The 14527-nt window shown below is 49.0% G+C and carries 10 protein-coding genes; 2 read left to right on the top strand and 8 right to left on the bottom strand.

The genetic code is table 11. The features are described 5' to 3' along the window. Window positions 1-96 precede the first annotated feature (96 nt). Entirely contained in the window at window positions 97-1185 is a 1089-nt protein-coding gene (locus tag ACSF8W_RS23105) for a linear amide C-N hydrolase (protein WP_500849440.1), read from the bottom strand. Between the two features lie 225 nt (window positions 1186-1410). Beyond that, window positions 1411-2472 carry a transporter substrate-binding domain-containing protein gene (locus ACSF8W_RS23100; protein ID WP_500849439.1) on the bottom strand — a complete coding sequence of 354 codons (1062 nt, stop codon included), beginning with the start codon at window positions 2470-2472 and terminating at the stop codon, window positions 1411-1413. Window positions 2473-2796: 324 nt separating this feature from the next. Here ACSF8W_RS23100 and ACSF8W_RS23095 point away from each other — a divergent pair, with 324 nt between their 5' ends. Then, window positions 2797-4248, top strand: coding sequence for an NfeD family protein (locus ACSF8W_RS23095; protein ID WP_500849438.1), 1452 nt, complete (start codon window positions 2797-2799; stop codon window positions 4246-4248). 11 nt (window positions 4249-4259) lie between these two features. Then, window positions 4260-5096, top strand: a complete 837-nt coding sequence (locus ACSF8W_RS23090) for a slipin family protein (RefSeq protein WP_500849437.1) — start codon at window positions 4260-4262, stop codon at window positions 5094-5096. Between the two features lie 81 nt (window positions 5097-5177). On the opposite strand, the gene pelG is transcribed toward ACSF8W_RS23090, so the two are convergent. Genes pelG through ACSF8W_RS23060 form a run of 6 tightly spaced genes read right to left on the bottom strand, consistent with a single transcriptional unit; the run spans window position 5178 to window position 14476 of the window. After that, complete coding sequence (gene pelG, locus ACSF8W_RS23085) at window positions 5178-6551, bottom strand: exopolysaccharide Pel transporter PelG (RefSeq protein ID WP_500849436.1); 1374 nt, start codon at window positions 6549-6551, stop codon at window positions 5178-5180. Further along, entirely contained in the window at window positions 6532-8070 is a 1539-nt protein-coding gene (pelF, locus tag ACSF8W_RS23080; RefSeq protein WP_500849435.1) for a GT4 family glycosyltransferase PelF, read from the bottom strand. Before pelF ends, pelG begins: the two co-directional genes overlap by 20 nt. Next, window positions 8067-9035 (bottom strand): HEAT repeat domain-containing protein, encoded by a 969-nt coding sequence (locus ACSF8W_RS23075; protein WP_500849434.1) that lies wholly within the window; start codon window positions 9033-9035, stop codon window positions 8067-8069. The genes pelF and ACSF8W_RS23075 overlap by 4 nt, the downstream gene beginning before the upstream one ends. Next, window positions 8998-10341, bottom strand: coding sequence for a PelD GGDEF domain-containing protein (locus ACSF8W_RS23070; protein WP_500849433.1), 1344 nt, complete (start codon window positions 10339-10341; stop codon window positions 8998-9000). The genes ACSF8W_RS23075 and ACSF8W_RS23070 overlap by 38 nt, the downstream gene beginning before the upstream one ends. Window positions 10342-10398: 57 nt before the next feature. Further along, a complete protein-coding gene (locus ACSF8W_RS23065) occupies window positions 10399-10926 on the bottom strand; it encodes a hypothetical protein (RefSeq protein ID WP_500849432.1) in 528 nt (175 codons plus the stop codon). Window positions 10927-10939: 13 nt separating this feature from the next. Beyond that, window positions 10940-14476, bottom strand: a complete 3537-nt coding sequence (locus tag ACSF8W_RS23060; RefSeq protein WP_500849431.1) for a tetratricopeptide repeat protein — start codon at window positions 14474-14476, stop codon at window positions 10940-10942. Window positions 14477-14527 lie beyond the last annotated feature (51 nt).

Genomic DNA, 14527 nt, shown 5'->3' with positions numbered 1-14527 from the left:
GGCGTAAAGCCTCGTTTTTTATTTATCGTAGGGACAGGCTCACTAAATATCAGTGAGCCTGTTTAATGCCCATCTTCACTCAATAATTAAGTGAAATCACAGTACTGGTGTGACATCTTCAACATGGAAACCGCCTTTGTCCAGTGGGCGGGTGACTTCCTTGCTGCCATTGAAATTTATCTTAGAGAGATCAACTTGCTTGATGGTGCTGTCACGCATGGTTTTGTAATAAAGCTTTCCGTTGGTCTGATCAATCACGGACGTCCATTGGGTGGCACTCGGTAAATCGGGGATATATTTCTTCTCGTTAAACTCGGTACCGATAGGCAAATCGAAGTTATTCAGAATATGGAAAGCTTGTGAAACCGCTTCATCACCGTTGTGTAGATCAGGCGCGGTATTCACGAAAAATGCCGCGCGAACGAAACGTGATGGTGGCGTGATATCACCAGGCATGCCCAGTGCGCCGGAACCCACACCGAATGAGAACGCATTGACGCCACTGAATTTCTGACCTTGGCTGACGCCCGGGTGCAAATTGATGTAGTTGTTCAGGTTGGTTAAGTGCCATTGGTAATCAGGCGCATTGGTCAACACTTGTGCGGTATTCTTATGAATACTGACTTGGCCGTTATTCATGATTTCAATCACGATATTGTTGCCTAGCTTATCAGCAACGCGCCAGTGTGCTGTTGGGGAAGGGTTGCCTTTTGCATCCATATAAACCGGTACGATTTTGATGTTGGCCAGAGCCTGTTCCACTTCTTCGACGGTGCTAAATTGCGAAAGCATCCAACGCACAAAGTCCATATCAGTGATGTTATCGGCTGTGTGGTTAGGATCATACTGGCTAAGTGAACCGTAGTTTTTGAAATAGAACAAGCCGCTAGACAGCCCAGCTTCATTGACCCCCTCGGCGATAAAGCGGTCATCACTCACCGAGATACCGGTAAAGCCGTATTTTGATTCCCAGGTCAGGCCTTTCTTTTGATCGGGCATGATGGAGGTGTAGGTGTGCTTACGTGGGGAAATCACCAGCTTACTGTTTAGGTCGCTTTCACCCCATTCGATAGTACGGGCTTGAATATAATCATCTTGGGTCGTGGTGAGAGAGATACCGGTACAAGCATGGGCGGTATAGGCAAGGCAAGACGTGATAAGTGCTGCGGCTAACTTTAGTTTCATGATTTCATCCTATTAGCGAATACCGTATATATACACCGTATCAAGCAGAATGCGTATAGATCCCAAAAAATTAGCCGACGCAAATCATGGCAACTTTTGCGAACAACGTTTTATTGTAAGGTAAACGTGTCTCCCCGTGATGATTTACAACTCTGATTTGTAACTTTGATTGGCAATAGCGGTTTGCCACACCTTGATGCGTAACACAGCACGCTTTGCTTTGACTTAACGTGCGGCGAAGTATTCGCTCAATGCCTGTCGCCATTCAGGGCTTTGGCGTATCTTAAGTAAGGCACGGTTGAGTTGTTCTCTGTACGGGCTGTTATTCTCAATCACTAAGCCATAATTTTGCTTTTCAAATTGATAGGGCAAAATCATCAGTGATTCGAATTCGCCTTTTTCCTTGGCTTTTTTGATCATGTATTTCAATACCGCATCATCGGCGACAATGGCTTCAACCTCACCACTGTCGAGGGCTTGTAGAAGTTGTTCGGTATCGTGATAACCACGGTGGACAATGCTGTGGTTAGTGAGAAAAAGCGAGGATGTGGACGCTTGTTTGGCTCCTACGGTCATGTTAGCGAGATCGTTCGGCCCCTTTATGTCAGAGCTGAGCAGACCAAGCGTAAATGTACTGGCTAAAACGGCGGTGATACTGGCGATAAAGAAAGTCGTAAACACGGCCAGCATGACGGTCAACACGCGTCCCGTTAACGTTCTGAATTCATAATAATTGAAGGGGCCTTTGGTGATAAACAACAAGCCGAGAATGAACCCTTCAATCAGTTTGGCCTTGCCTGAGGACATGGAATAGAGCTTATCGTTGACACGGTGTTCAAGCAGAAAGTAAATCCCCCCGACAAGTGCTGCTGTCATAAAGAAAAAGCCGATCACCAACAGCAGTTTGGTATTGGTGAAGATGTTTTTAATGGCTGCAAAATGGCCCTGTTGTTTCACCGCTATTGCAAGATGGGTTTCATAAAAGGAGTGAGAAAAGTCTAAGATTTCTTCACGTTCAGGGGTGATGGAAATACATGACACCCCAATATTGAGCGTGGTTGAGGCGACGTCATTGAGGAGTTCTTCCAACTCATGGTTAGTGATCTGGTATTCCAATTCAAGTTCGGCCGCAATTTTCTGCCACAAAAAAATACTCAAACCCGAATAGCTTTTGTCTTCGTGCTCAATCACAAAAGGCGGACAGTTGTAGCTGCCAACCAGTAAAGGCGTTTTCTGTGCGTGGGCTGACAGGCTAAGCCCTTGCAGCAGTAATCCGATGAATAACAACGAGTATGTGCGTTGCAGGCATCGATGCGCTAAACACCACGCATAAGGTATTTTTCGTGTTACAAGTGACGCGATACCCAGCATTGACACCCCGCTTATTCATGGTGATACAACACTATCAGTATAAGACGGCTTTGAATTTTATCCGGTTAATTGTATGTCCGTTTACGGGTGAGATTGACGAGTGCTTGATGATGAAACAGGGTGAAGGGAGCCAATAGGCTATGCTTAAATCAGCGTGATAACCTGTGCCATTGAAGGGGCCTCTGTAAAATTTGTCCCGTTGTGGATGGCTGGCTTATTTAAAGAGAGTCAGGAGGGGATATGCGAAGTGTGTCTTTTTTGGCAGGGCTGTGCCTTTGGTTGTTTAGCGTGTCTGTACAGGCGCAAACGGTGTGGGTTGTGGATGTAAGAGGCGGTATTGGACCGGCTATCAGCGATTATGTTGCCCGAGAAATACAGTTAGCCCATGCAGAAAACGCGCAACTTATTGTGTTAAAAATGGACACGCCGGGAGGGTTAGATACTTCTATGCGCGATATTATTCGTGCGATTACGACATCTCCTGTGCCGGTTGCTACTTGGGTTGGGCCTGCTGGATCACGCGCCGCCAGTGCCGGGACGTATATTTTATTAGCCAGTCACATTGCTGCGATGGCGCCGGGAACCAATTTGGGGGCGGCCACGCCAGTGTCATTAGCCTCACCTGGCGGTAAAGAGCCGGATGACAGCAGCAACAATCCTTTCTCCCCGAAAAAAGACGACACCCCGCGTGATACCCCCTCTGAAACCTATAGTGATGAAGCCAACAGTGATGAAGTCAGTACTGATGCCGCCTCTGACAAAACGAATACCGATGACGACAGAGTGAAAGCCAAAACGGCCATGGAAAAGAAAGTGATCAATGATGCTCGCGCCTATATCCGTGGGTTAGCAAAGTTGCATGGTCGCAATGCGGAATGGGCAGAAACGGCAGTGACAAAAGCCGCGAGTATTGATGCAGAAACGGCCCTGTCGCTGAATGTGATTGATTTCATGGCACCGGATCTCGATAGCCTGATTGCGCAGAGTAATGGCCGTACTCTCACTATTAATGGTATCGAAAGCACACTCTCACTCAGTAATGTGGTTTATGTAGAACGCGAACAGGATTGGCGATTTAAATTGCTGGCGGTGATCACCAATCCCAATGTGGCGTACATATTAATGTTGATTGGGATTTATGGGCTGCTATTGGAATTCTATAACCCCGGTGTGGGCTTGCCCGGCGTATTGGGCGGGATCTGCTTGGTGTTAGCGATGTACTCGCTGCAAATGCTGCCCGTCAGTTATGCCGGATTAGGGCTGATTTTATTGGGTATTGCACTGATGGTCGCCGAAGCCTTCAGCCCCAGTTTTGGCATATTAGGGCTGGGAGGCATTGTCGCATTCGCCTTGGGTTCCATTATGTTGATGGACACAGAAGTGCCGGGGTATCAGATTGCTGTGCCGTTAATTGTCGGGTTTACCGTGGTTTCAGCCCTGTTTACCTTTGTGTTGCTGACGATGTTGTTGCGAACGCGGCGAAAACCCGTCACGACAGGGGTTGAAGTGCTGCTTGGGCAAGAAGCCACGGTGGTCAGTGGTTTTCCGGGGACGGGACGGGTATTGGTGGATGGCGAAATATGGCAAGCCCAATGTGCATCGTCATTAGAAAAAGGGCAGCGGGTGATAGTGATGCGGGTAAAAGGGTTATCACTCGATGTGGCGTTGGGCCATGAACAGAAGAACGAATAAGGATTGATGTCATGATTACATATTCAATAGCCACAATCATCGTGCTGTTAGTGGCCTTGATTGTCAGTATGTTTAAGGTGCTGCGCGAATATGAACGTGCGGTGGTGTTTTTATTGGGGCGGTTTTACGAAGTAAAAGGGCCGGGGTTGATCATCATCGTGCCAATTGTGCAGCAAATGGTACGAGTGGATCTGCGTACCATTGTGTTGGATGTGCCCACGCAAGATTTGATCACGCGGGACAATGTGTCTGTGAAAGTGAATGCGGTGGTCTATTTTCGAGTCGTTGACCCTAAAATGGCGATCAACAATGTAGAGAATTACTTGGAAGCGACCAGCCAATTGTCGCAAACCACGTTACGGTCGGTATTGGGGCAGCATGAACTTGATGAACTGCTTTCTGCCCGTGAGGAATTGAACCGTGATCTTCAGGGGATCTTGGATCAACATACCGATAACTGGGGGATCAAAGTGGCCAATGTAGAGATCAAACACGTTGATCTTGATGACAGTATGGTACGGGCATTGGCCCGCCAGGCGGAAGCCGAGCGTTCTCGTCGGGCAAAAGTGATCCACGCAACCGGTGAGTTAGAAGCCTCGGCGAAGTTGCGCGAAGCCGCAGAAGTGCTAAACCAATCCCCCAATGCTGTGCAGTTGCGCTACATGCAAACACTGACCGAAATTGCCAATGACAGAACGGCGACCATTGTGTTCCCGATGCCGATTGATTTGGTGGAGAAAGTGGCGGGCATGATGAGTGGAGGAGTTGCATCGCCGGCATCTTCATCTGAGCCAGTTAGGACGAAGGGACAGCCTGACGATGAGTCGTCAGGGCATCCCCAGAAATAGCGCTAACCTTTGTTGAAAAGATAACGGCTGCTGAAAGATAACGGCCAAAGAAAGGTGGCGGCACAAGTGTCCAGCGGTAGGTTACGAGCGTTGCAGCATGAAGGTTTGGTATTCAAGATCTTCAAACTGATTATCAAGCATGATCATACCGACAATGGTGGTGACTAGCATGGTGATGGCGAAACCATAGCCGTAAAACACAGGGCCCATATCGATACTGATGAATGCCAGCGTGACGTTGCCTACGGCCATCAGGGCGGTTAACCCAAGGGCAGCGTAACGTTTATCTAGGTAATACATGACGTTAAGGATCGACATCACCAAGACTTGCAAGCTGACCCCGACCAAATCCACGTACAACAAATGCAAATAAGCCAAATCAATCTTTAAGGCGAGCAGGATATCTTCCGCCCAAAGGATAAGCAGGGCGAGTGTGATCCCCTGTACCTTAAAGATCTCATAGATACTTTGCTGACACGCCAGCACCATCTTATCTTTGAGCAGCTGAATGGAGGTCAGCGTCGCCCCTTCACGTACTGCGTCATAGAATTTCAGACAGGCATCGGCAAAATCTGTTTCCATGCGGAGCATAAAGACGGCCATGCCGGGCACGATGGCAAGATAGGCAATAAAAATCGGTAAATCATAGATATAAGAGGCACGAAAGATATCGATGACTTGGTGCGAGGTTTCTTCTCTGAACCAAAATACGAACTTATCCAGCCAAACGCCCAAGTTGTATAGTAAGCCGCAGAAGATCAGGGAATAAAATGTTTTTTTGTAATTGAGGAACTCAAAATCAACCAGACGGTTGGCTGGGAAATGGCGAATAACGTGGTAAAGAAAAGCAAACGTCATTAATGCTTGGCAGCTGGCAAAAATCAGTATCAGCCCTAACAAACCGAAGGGCGGAAGAAGCACACTCAATATCACCATTAATATGTAGCTGAATGCCATGGTGAAAAAGATCCGGTAATACTCTTTCATCCCACTGAGAAAAATGATGATTAACCACTGATTACACAGCAGTACAAATGACGCAAAAATGGTGATTTTAACCGGCGCTTCAATGGTGTCACACATCGCTAATACACCCAGCCCGAACAGTGCGGCAATGATACTGGTGACAAGCATGGAGCCGAGCAGGTTAGGCACGATTTTATGTTCTTGCTTGGCAAAAATTAAATCTGAAATATAACGGGTTAATAACAGCTGAAATAGCCCACTAATGATCAGCGATCCGGCCATGAGGTAGGTGACGATCACCAGAAACTGGACGATCACGTACGTGGGGAAAACGATCCCAATACTGATCAAACCAATGGCAAGCAAGGCCAGAATAGATAACACCCATGGCCCCGAGCTGATCAGCCCCGCCAGTCCGTAGGCTTCAAACATCGACAATAAGGAGTTACGTTTAAGAATCTTCCTTATTTCAAATCCAATCCCCGCCATGGGTGGCCTCCTTGTATAAGTCGCGATAGGCCGCATACATCATTGGTTCATCGTAATATTTCATCACTCGTGCTTTACCAACATCGCCAGCTTGTAGCCAAGCGTCTTTGTCACTGAGCACTTTGATGATGGCTTTCGCCCCTTCGTTGGGGCTGGCGATCGGAATGATCTCGCCGGCAGAGCCTAATGCGGCATCGTCACCGGCAGCACCGTCAATGATTTCACGGCATGCGCCCACTTCCGTGGCAATGCAAGGAATGCCGGACGCCATTGCTTCAAGCAATACCAAGGGCTGTGCTTCACTGATGGAGGTCAGCATCATGACGCCTAGCTTGGGCATGATGTCGACGACGTTTTGGCTGCCGAGCAGTTTGACATTGTTTTGCAAGCCAAGGCTGTCGATCAACAGTTCACATTCGCGCGCGTAGCTTTGGTCTTCTTCTGTTGGGCCAATGATCCAGCCTTCCAGCGAGGGGAACACTTCAACGGCTCCCCGAATGGTACGAATAAACGTTTTGATGTCTTTAATCGGTACCACTCGCCCAACAAGTCCGACGACCAGTGGCGGAGCATCAGGGCGTAATTTGTAGGCAGCGTTAAAGCGTTCTGTGCTGATGCCGTTGACGATCACTCGAGTGCGGTCGCTGGGGGCACCATCATTGTGCTGGCGTTGTCGATTACCTTCAAATAAGGCCACGATCTGATCGGCTTGGTGATAGGCGCTAAGCCCGAGTTGCTCAAAGAAGGTGATCCATGTTTTTCGGGTGTGATCCATGCCTTTATGCATGGAAATGTCGATGGCGCTATGAGTGTCTTTGATCCATGCCGCTTGCGCTAAATCGATTTTACGTTCTTTGGTGTAAATACCGTGTTCGGTGAGCAAAAAAGGGCGCTGCATACGTTGTTTGGCGAGGGCGCCAAGAAAGCCAGCGTAGCCAGTTGAGACACTGTGAAAGGCTTTCGCGTTGGGTAAGTTTTGCGAAATCGACGATAGGATAAATAACGGCTGATAAATGTTGCGATACGTCCAAAAATAATCCACAAACGATTGTTTATGAGCGGATGCAAAATAGCGTTCAGTGATCACTTCCCAAGAGGCGCGGCTATACAGAAAGTCGCTGAGGGTAAGTTCACCGTCTTTACCCAAAAAATCAGAGACATCAAACAAAAGCTCGTCCGGGATCGGATCGTTGTTTTTTTCAAAGAAAGAGAGAAAACGGCCCCATGTGGAGAACAGTTTTGATTTTCCTCGGCGTGCCGAGGGTTTGAGGTGCCCCTTATCCGATAACAGGTAGTGCATTTCAAAGCCCACGACATTGTCAGGAAACTCATACGCAGGTTTGTCATAAAAATCGGGGTGACCACCAAGAAAAATCAGGTGAAAGGTAAACTCAGGTAAACCACTGATGATTTGGTGCACCCAACTGGACACGCCACCGCGGACATACGGATAGGTGCCTTCCAATAATAAGCAGATATCCACTTCTTCGTTGTGGTTTATTAATCGTTTGTTGTTCATCCCCACAACTCCTTGATTTGACTGAGGCGTTCTCCTTTTTGCTCAGGGAAATACGCAATGTATTCTTTGGCGGTGTCGTAATCACCACTGAGGTAAGCCGCTTCCGCCAAATACGGCGCGACTTGTCGCAGCAACAAGCCGCCTTTTAATGCTGCGTCCAAGGCCACCATGGCTTCTTCCGCGCGGTTTAATTCGAGCAGAACACGCCCCAGCAACAGGTTGGCAGATGCAGTTTGTTGTAAACATAACGACTGCGCTAACCACTGTTCGGCTTCTTGTAAATAGTGCTGGCGTAGGATGCCTTCAGCGATGCCTAAGTAGCACAGTTCCCAGTATTGCTGCGCCAGTTCATGCGCTTTGACCGCGTTCGGTTCGCGTTCATAGTGTTTTTTAAGTACTGAAATAGATTCGTTGATCGTCGTTTCAATGCCTTCTAGTGACGCGTAGGCGAGCAGACGAACATCATCCGACAGATCTTTCAGTGCCAACTGCAAGAGGGGAACGGCATGTTGGCGAGGCAGTTGACGAATGGCGGTGACCGCTAAAGAACGGCGTTCGGCATCGGTATTGTGCAGCAGTATTTCGCGCAGTGCCCCAGTGCCAAATTGGGTGTGAAGCACTTCCCCTGGGTTTTGCGGTAGAGGGGCTTTTTCACACTCTTGCCAAGTCACTTGTGATTGCGGGCGGGGCAAATAGAGAGCGACTAACAATGAACAGCTGGTTCCGATCATGCCAATTAGAGGGAGGAAATAATTAAACAGAAACAAAAAACTCACGGCAGGAACGACCGGTGACTTGTAGTGCTTGGGCAGGAATAACCAGCAAATTACCGTGAAACTGGCACACGCCAACGCATGGGTTACCGCAAATGCGCCCCAGCGTTCCAGTGTCATCGGTTGAGAATACACCAAATAGAAACTGGCTAACTCAAAGGTGATCGTTTGAAGTGTTAACCACAGTTTCATTATAGGCTCCGAGTTCGTTCATCAATTTTCTGATTTCTTGTTTGTCTTTTGATAGAGAGAGTGGCCCGATAATGTCGATATCGCCGATGTCATCCCCGAGTTGGGTGTGCAGTAATTCTTCTAAGCGACGAATATAGTGCTGTGCGTCATATAAGGACGTCAGGGGTAGCAAAACCGCTAAGCCGTGTTGACCGCGTGTGGTGCGGCATGACCAGTACACATCCGCCCCTCGACGATAATTGATGACAGAATCGATAATGTGTTTGTGCTTATTTTGGCTGTCGATACATACCACCAACGAGCTGTCAGCCCCATAATTGCGTTTGTTGTGTCGTGCATGCTTGAGGTAACGAACGAACATGTCATTTTGATGCGGTGCCAAAATAGGGGTGACAATCATGTCACTCAACAGATCGGCGGCGTGGTTTGAGACCAACGAAAGCAGGGCGACATTGGCTGGGGTTAGCATGAAAAATTTGGCGTTTTCCGCGACCACGGCGGCTTGCAAGGTACCAAAGGTGTCGAGCAGTGGAATACATAATTGATAGCGTGATTGGTGGGTTTGTTTGGCCTCCAGTTTGGCCGGTGACAGCACTTTTTTGGTTTTCAACATGTCAAGTAACATGGGATCGGTCGGCACTAACTGGTGATGATCCCCCAATGTGGCTTCTGCCTTGGATTGGATCTTGCCGTCTTGTACCTTATAAATCCCAGCGACCTCAATCCCGCCGATTTCTGCCAGCAAGTTGAGGAAAGGATGCCCGAGGTATTCCAAGCGTTGTTCGGCGTGTTGGGTGGCAATTTTATGCAGGGCACTGATACTTGAGCGCAGGCTGACCGTTTGTCCTGCCGTGCGCTGTTCGAGCTGATCGTGCGAAACTTTCAAAAGATGATAGTTCTGGGTGAAACTGTCGATCTTTTGTTGCATATATTGCTGATCAAGTTGGTGTTTACGGTTGATGTTGTGCCAGTAATCCTGAAATTCCCCTGCAATCATGGCAACCATGATGGTACCGATGGCCAAGGATAACGGATAATAGTCAATGTGGCCGGTAATGTTCATGATCGACGCCAAGCCGGCGGTTGTGAGCAGGGCACAGATGAAGCCTTTGGCAAAGCCGTAACGTAGGGCGATCAGCAGAGGGCCGAAGAGGGGCCAGAAAAAGTTATGCTCTGTCGAGGTCGGCCCCAAAGAATCTGACTGCGTCCAGATAAAAATGGCAATGATAGCGACCAAGACGGTTTCAAGCCATGCTTGGCCAGACTGTCGTAATCCGTTGAATAATTTCTTTTTTAATTCCTGCATATGCAATTATCCGTTATTCACCCATGTCTGAATCATGATGCACCGTGTACACATAGATTAGTTGCTTTGACGCGGGGTGACGGTGAGACCGTCTAATAATTCTTCAATCACGATTTGACCCGTGCCGCTGACACTTTCTCTTCCCCAGCCCCCACGGCTGCCTGATGCGCGCCAATAGGTTTGGCCATTGTGGGCAGATTTCACTTCTAATGTGATGCCGACCGCCGGTTCACCGTCTAAACCGCTTTTGTAATGCCACTCTTCAACAGAGCCGGTGATGACGTATTGGATCGGCTGCGTAGCCAACCAAGCTTGTGCCTGTTTTTGCTTGGCACCATCATCAAGAATGCTTTGTAAATCGGTTGCTTGTACGGCGGGATAGCGGACGGTATTGATCCCTTTCGCATAGAGTTGGGTCGCCAGCAGTTGTTCGGCTTTTTCAGCGGCCAACGGGGTATTGGAATGGTTTGCCATGGGCATAATGGCCCACGTTTCAGCGGCGGAAAACGCAGGGCTGTCCGGTACCTGATAACTGCTGCAGGCTGACAATACACAAGCACTAAGAAGGAGTGAGGTTCTTTTCATGGTGGTGATCCTTTTAAAAACTGTAGTAGTAGCCCAAACGCAGACGTAATGAAGCCTCGCCGTTGCGATCTTGGCTTTGCCAATCAGACGTGACATAAAGTTCATCATTACCGAACAGGCGCCAGCCTAATCCTGCGCTGACGGTAAAATCGAAATCTGAATTGACGCTGTTAAAGCCCAATGAGGTATCTAGCCAATAGCGTGGTGAAGGAACGGTTGCGCCAGGCGTGCCGGGTTCCCCATGCCATACCCGCTGACCAATCGCGATACGCTGGTATTTGTCTTCGATAAAATCACTGCTGACAATGGTGCGCGGACCTTGATGCCACGCATTGATGCCGGTGAGTGGGGCGTCACTCAAGTTGACCTGCTGGAGCGTGATGTCGGCATAGAGTTGCCACGCGGGATCATTAAAAAACAGTTGTTCTGAGAGGCGCAGATTCATGTCCCAGCCTTGGCCTATATCATCACCAAAGCGGGTAGACAGGTCGTGATAATTAAGCTGCATGGATAAAGATTCGCGCGCTGTTGGCTGATAGGTTGCTCGAATACCCAAGCGATCATCTTGCCCTGCCAGCGTAAGTAAGTCGCTGGCTTCAATGTGCTGATTGAACCCCAGCGTCACACCCGCTCGCCAGTAGTCATCTAACGTTAAGGCATAGTCAACCGATGCCCCGAGGCGGCTGTCACCCAAACCATCGGCAATATCAAGCCCAACGGTGAGATCGCTGTCGTTAAATTGATAGAGGTAGGTCCCGCGCAGACGGAATTCATCGTCGATGTGATTGCCGGCAAATTGCTCGGGGGTATCCGCCTGTTGCCAATCTGTGCCCAGACGCCAATTGCCATCAAAATGAGGGCGATAGTAATCCATGCTGTAACGCGTAATGTCCCATTGACTGATTTGCATCACTTGGGTGCGGATACTGTGTGTTTTCGTCGGATGTTGCAGGACATGGGCGCGGCGTAATTGGTTTTCAGCCTGTTTATCGGCCATTTTTCCGATACGGTTTTGACCTTGTTGCCACGCTTCCTGATGGCGGCCGACAACTTGCAACGCGACGTTTTTATCGGCTTCTGGCAGTTTTAAGGTGTGTGCCAGCAGGTGTTCAATTTTTGCTTTGTCTTTTTGTTGTAAGGCTAGTGACAGTTGCTGCCAATCAGGCAGGGTGTAGTGCTGTAACGCCGTACGGTGTTGCCAAAACAGAATACGATCGGCTTGGTTCGCGGCCAAATACTGTGAGAACAACTCGGCGGTTAAGGCACCGCTACCGGTGGTATTTGGCGCGGCATCCGCTGCTGCCAGTGCTTTTTTCTCTATCATGGCGCGGGCATAACGCGTGTCGGTAAACATTCCTACCAACGCGCGGTAACTGGCTTCATCATCTGGCAGCGCAAGCAGAGCATCGCGTTTTTCATTGAGCAGATAACGCCGGAGTTGATACGCTTTTTCTGCTTGGCCTTGTTGTTCAAGCAGGGCGGCGTAATTGAGAATGACAGAGGTATCAGCTTCAGCATTGTTTTTTAATAAGGCTTTGTACCATGCACGTGCTTCATGGCTACGATTCAGCGTTTGTGAGGCGCTGGCAAAGGCTAACCAAAGATCGGGATTGCCTGACAGCGGCTTACTGTAGGTGTCATACAGCGTTCGGATGGCCGCATCGTCATTTTGCGCGATGGCCAGCCAGAGTAAATTGTTGACCGCAGAGGGATTTGCTGGCGCTAGCTGTAAAATGCGCGAAAAGAGGGTGTGTGCGTCATCCGGTTGTTGTTGGTGGAGGGCCAATTGTGCTTTGACCGCTAAGATTTCGATGTTGTCGGTGAGCGACGGGTCGGCATCGGCAATGCGCAACAAACTGGCCAGTTCGGAATAGTCCTCGGTGACTGCGCGAGCACGAATAACGGACAGTAATAGCGCTGTATTACCGGTACGTTGGTACAGCGACAGTAGCTTTGCTTGTCGTTCGGCGGTAATCGGTGACATTAGGTTGATATATCGGTAAATATCCAGATTGCCGCTTGCTCGGTCGACCAAGGTATCTTGACTTTGGGTGGATAAGGCGCGGTTGCTGGTGTCCCACGCTAAACTGGATACGGCTTCGATATAATCATTATCCGCCGTAAACCACCTGCTAGGTGTGACCAAGGCTTGTAATGCCTGCTGTGGCTGATTACTCATGATATAGGCATTGGCGGTGCGGGTGGCTTCTTCGAATGTAGGTTGACGCAAACGGATCAATTTGTGCCATTCATTGATCACCGCACGGTGGTGACTTTGGTAACTGTATAACCGGGCCTTGTTGCTGATTAAGGCGCTGTCATTAGGGCGCTTGGCAGCGAGAGCCGTTAAGCTGGTTAATGCTACCTCTGTGCCTTCGGCTTTTTCTATGGCGTTAAGCCATGCTTTGTACTCGCTGGGTTGAATAGCACCCCGTTGGGCGATGGCGTTATAGAACAACCCTTCATAATAAATGTCACCGAGCGCCTGAGACTCTTCCACCCCGGCACGCAATTGCAATGTGCTGGCTTGTCCTTTGTTGAGCAGTTGAATGCTCATGCCTTGAGCGGCGGTAATGTTGCCCTGCCAGCGATAAAGGTCGTGCAAGACCGCCATATTGGCATTGCTCGGGTCTAGGTTAATCGCGGCTTGCTGCAACTCGCTGGCCAGTGCTAAGTCACCCAAACGTAGCGCCATGTTGGCGGTGGTGGCATAACGCGTAGCAGTGGGCGCAATGCTTAACAAGGTTTGTGACAGCTGTAGCGCCGTGTCTAGATTCCCCAGCTGTTCAGAATGGGCAATGGCGGCTTCAAGAAATTGAGGTTGTTGGCTTAATGTGCCCGTATAACTGTCTAAAAATGCTTGGCTACGTGCGGGTTGGAACGTTGAGGTCAATAACGCAAATAAGGTATTGGCGTTTTCTTGAGTTTGGTTTTCAAGAAAGGCGTTGATTTCAAGATCAACCGCGCTGGTGTAATCCTGACTCTGTAGCGCAAGATTGATCAATTCCTGATAGCTGGTTTCTCCGCTGTGAATGTGCGGCTTCAGGTAATGCAGCCCTTTGTCTGGACGCGAAAAGGCAATGGCCGTATCGGCGTATAATCGGGCAACATCGGCTTCTGGAATAGAATCGATGTTATCGATCAGAGCGAGCAGCTGGGTGATGGCGGCTTGTTTCACGGCGGGGTCGGCTTGGTACGATTGTTCGAGTAATAACCCAAGGTAGGTTTTCAGCGCTTTCCAATCTTGCTGACCATCGTTTGCTACCAAAATACTTTGGATGAGCGCACTGGCTTCGTCAAGTTCGCCCAACTGGGTGTAACTTTGGACGATTTGCTTTACCACATCACGGTTTTGCGGATCACGTAAGTACAACTGCTTCAAAAATGCCAGTGACACTTCGGGTGATGAGGAACGGGCAATCAATTGGATCAACATGGATTTGGTTGGCGCAACCAGCCAAAGCGCCCACAGGGACGTTAAGGTCAACACAACAAGCGTTAGCTTATTGAGTAACCTTATCCTTGGCTTTTGGTGTGCTTTATTATCCATAACCTTGCCTGTTTTTTATTAATTAATGCTGCTAATGAAGCGTGCAGTGCG

The sequence above is a fragment of the Photobacterium sp. 270122K genome, assembly GCF_059941365.1.
Note: the sequence above shows the minus strand (reverse complement) of the source record. Positions and strands in the feature narration are given on the sequence as shown.